The sequence below is a fragment of the Brevibacterium sp. genome, assembly GCF_052105255.1.
GTDB classification, from domain to species: Bacteria; Actinomycetota; Actinomycetes; order Actinomycetales; family Brevibacteriaceae; genus Brevibacterium; species Brevibacterium linens_B.
In genome coordinates this window covers 1-3800 of sequence record NZ_JBQDYQ010000114.1, presented here as the reverse complement: position 1 = coordinate 3800, position 3800 = coordinate 1, and the positions used below count along the sequence as shown (strand labels likewise).

The 3800-nt window shown below is 65.2% G+C and carries 2 protein-coding genes and 1 pseudogene; 1 reads left to right on the top strand and 2 read right to left on the bottom strand.

What is annotated here, in order from left to right:
* Window positions 1-145: 145 nt before the first annotated feature.
* The gene (gene fbaA / locus ACTIIH_RS16045; RefSeq protein WP_441452822.1) at window positions 146-1171 is read right to left on the bottom strand and encodes a class II fructose-bisphosphate aldolase; all 1026 of its coding nucleotides are present in this window, start codon (window positions 1169-1171) and stop codon (window positions 146-148) included.
* Window positions 1172-1369: 198 nt separating this feature from the next.
* The gene (locus tag ACTIIH_RS16040) at window positions 1370-3334 is read right to left on the bottom strand and encodes a BCCT family transporter (protein WP_441452821.1); all 1965 of its coding nucleotides are present in this window, start codon (window positions 3332-3334) and stop codon (window positions 1370-1372) included.
* Between the two features lie 227 nt (window positions 3335-3561).
* Here ACTIIH_RS16040 and ACTIIH_RS16035 point away from each other — a divergent pair.
* Window positions 3562-3800, top strand: a pseudogene (locus ACTIIH_RS16035) (MFS transporter); the annotation flags it as partial.

The window sequence follows — 3800 nt, the reverse complement described above, 5'->3', positions numbered from 1 at the left end:
GTCCACGTGCGTTTCTCGACGCTTGGCCCGTTTCTCGACGGTTCAGCATGCGCAGCGGCCGCCGCCCGGAATCGGGCGACGGCCGCTGTCGGTTCGTAAGGCAGACCCTGCTGCGCTCCGGCCCACTAGCCGAGCCGGCTGAGGCTCACTTCTGCAGGCTGGTGCCGGCCGAGCCGAGGTTCTGGCAGGCTTCGACGATGCGCCCGGCCATGCCCTTCTCTGCGGCCTTGCCGTAGGAGCGCGGGTCGTAGAGCTTCTTGTCGCCGACCTCACCGTCGATCTTGAGCACTCCGTCGTAGTTGCGGAACATGTGCTCGACGACGGGGCGGGTGAAGGCGTACTGGGTGTCGGTGTCGATGTTCATCTTCACGACTCCGTGGCGGACCGCCTCGGCGATCTCTTCCGCACTCGATCCCGAACCGCCGTGGAAGACGAGGTCGAACGGAGCCTTCTTGCCGACTTCGGCGCCGACCTTCTCCTGGATCTCACCGAGGAGTTCGGGGCGCAGCTTCACATTGCCGGGCTTGTACACGCCGTGGACGTTTCCGAAGGTCAGAGCCGTGAGGTAACGGCCCTTCTCGCCGGTGCCCAGGGCACGGGCGGTGGCCATCCCATCCCCGACGGTGGTGTAGAGCTTGTCGTTGATCTCGTTCTCGACGCCGTCCTCTTCCCCGCCGACGACGCCGACCTCGATCTCGAGGATCGAGTGCGCGGCCGTCGAGAGCTCGAGCAGCTCCTCGGCAAGGACGAGGTTCTCGTCGAGGGGAACGGCCGAGCCGTCCCACATGTGCGACTGGAAGTAGGGCTCGCCGCCGTTCTTCACGCGCTCGGTCGATGCGGCCAGCAGGGGCTTGACCCACGCTTCGACGGCGTCCTTCGGGGCGTGGTCGGTGTGCAGTGCGATGTTGACGTCGTAGCTCTTGGCCACCTCGGCGGCGAAGACGGAGAACGCGATGGCACCGCGCACGCGGTCCTTGACGGTCGGGCCGGATATGTATTCGGCGCCTCCCGTGGAGATCTGCACGATGCCGTCGGATCCGGCCTCAGCGAAGCCGCGGATGGCGGCGTTGATCGTCTGCGAGGAGGTGCAGTTGATCGCGGGGTAGGCGAAGCCCTTGGTCTTCGCGCGGTCGATCATCTCGGCGTACACTTCGGGGCTGGCGATGGGCATGTGCGCTCCTTGGTCGATGGGTCGGTGTACTCGTTCGCCACCAGCCTACTCGGTCCGACTTGCGCCGCAGAAGCCGCCGACAGCGGGGTCCGAGATCTGCGATGAGTCTGGTACGACAAGGGCCCGTGTGACCGACTCGCAGTCGGTCGCACGGGCCCTCGATCCGTCGGCGGCGCAATGTCCGTCGACGGTGCCGTGTCAGTCCGCGGGGGTCGACGTCCCCTTGTCGCGGCCGGGCTTGCGCGGCTCCCGAGTTCCTCCGGAGCGCGACTTCATCCGATCGCCGATGCCGCGAGTGCGCGTGAGTCGGTAGTCGATGCGCTCATCGACCTTGTCACCGAGGTACTCGTCGAAGTCATCGGCCAGATGCTCACCGACCTGACGGAACCGCGCGGCGCGCTCGATCGCCGCCGTCCTCTGCGCTTCCTTGCCGAAGGCCTTGAGCGTGGACACGCAGACGAGGACGAGGATGATGCTGAACGGCAGCGCCGTGAGCAGCGACCCGGCCTGCAGCGCTCCGAGTCCGCCGGCGATGAGCAGACCGATCGCCAGTGCACCCTCCATCAGCGCCCAGAGGACACGCGACCACATCGGCGGGTTCGGGTGGCCGCCCGAGGCGAGCATGTCGACGACGAGCGAACCCGAATCCGACGAAGTGATGAAGAAGATCGCCACGACGATGATGGCGATGACCGACAGCACTGCACCCAGCGGCAGGTCTCCGAGCACGTCGAAGAGGACGCGCTCGGCCACGACGCCTTCATCCGGGTCGACGAGGTCGCCGGGGCCGAAGATCTGACGGTGGATGCCGGTGCCGCCCATCACGGAGAACCAGAAGAAGCCGACGATCGACGGCACGAGGAGCACACCGGCGATGAATTCGCGCACGGTGCGGCCACGCGAGATGCGGGCGATGAAGACGCCGACGAAGGGCGCCCACGAGATCCACCAGCCCCAGTAGAACAGGGTCCAGGTGGAGTTCCACTCCGCGCCTTCGTCACCGGTGTAGGCACCGATGTCGAACGTCATATCGAAGACATTGGCCAGATACACGCCGATCGACTCGACGAAGTTCTGGAACAGGAACAGAGTCGGCCCGAGCACGAGAACCGTGACGAGGAGGATACCGGCCATCGTGAGGTTGATGTTCGACAGCCACTTGATGCCGGCGCCCACACCCGAGACCACCGAGGCGGTGGCGAGGAAGGTGATGATGACGATGAGGATGACGAGGAACCACTTGTCGTACTCACCGACGACGCCGATGTGTTTGAGTCCGGCCGAGATCTGCTGCACGCCGAGCCCGAGAGAGGTAGCGATGCCGAAGACCGTGCCGCAGATCGCGATGACATCGATGACGTCACCGGCCCACCCCTTGACGAAACGTCCCAGGAGCGGCTCGAGGGCCCAGCGAATCGACAGGGGGCGACCACGGCGGTGGATCGCATAGGCCAGTGCCATGCCGAGTACGGCGTAGAGCGCCCACGGATGCAGACCCCAGTGGACGAAGGTCTGGGCCATGCCCAGCTTCGCGTCGTCGATCTCGTTGTCGGGCCATCCCGGCTTCGCCCCGGTCGTGGCATAGGTAAGCGGTTCGGCGACGCCGTAGAAGACGAGGCCGATGCCCATACCCGCAGCGAAGAGCATCGCGAACCACGAGAAGATGTTGAATTCCGGTCGGTCGCCATCCTTGCCCAGCCGGATTCTGCCGTACTTGGAGAATCCGACGACGATGGCGAAGACGACGAACAGCCCGATCACGAGCATGTAGTACCAGCCGAGGTCGGCGACGACCCAGCCCTGCATCGCAGAGATCACGTCGCCGGTCGACGTCGGGAGCGCGATCGCCAAAGCCGCGACGGCGACGATGATGATCAGCGCCGGCCAGAAGACGGCCGGGGCGATCATGCCCTTGCCGATGCGCACACCTTGGCGGCGCAGCTTCTCGGTGATCTCCGCATCGGAATCGCCTTCGCCGATATGCAGCTTCTCCGGAAGATGCAGCGCTACGGGGTCGGGTTCGCCGATGAGATAATGTTCGGTTTCGGACGGTGTGGAGGCGGTCGTATCGTCGGCACCGGTGGTTGGTGCCGAGTCCGCCTCGGCGGTCGCGCCGGCCTGCTGGCCGGTCGCGGAGCCGTCGTCCGAGTTGGGGTCGCTCATAATGCCCTTCGCTTCGAGTTCAGATCCGTCTATCTACTTTGCCGCAATTCACGGACTGCTTCAACGTCGCATTCAGCTTTCCCCTGCTATTTTCGCAGTTTTCATCCCGATCGGGCAGCGATTCAGTACAGTGACACCATGCCCGCATCCCCGCCGTCACCGGCAGCAATCGCCTGCGCATCTTCAATTGGGCTCTATGGGATTGGGGGTCGGCGTCCTTCAACGCCGTGATCATCACTTTCGTCTTCGCCCCGTATCTGACGAAGTCCGTCGCCGCCACCGAGGAAGCCGGATCCTCGGCATTGGGCTGGTCGATGGCCGCAGCCGGTTTCGTCATCGCCTTCATTGCGCCCGCCGCCGGTACTCGGGCCGACGCCGGGGGTCGGCATCGCCTGTGGCTGGGCGTGCACACCGGAATCGTCGTGCTCACGATGTTCGGCCTGTTCTTCGTCCGCGACTCCCCCGA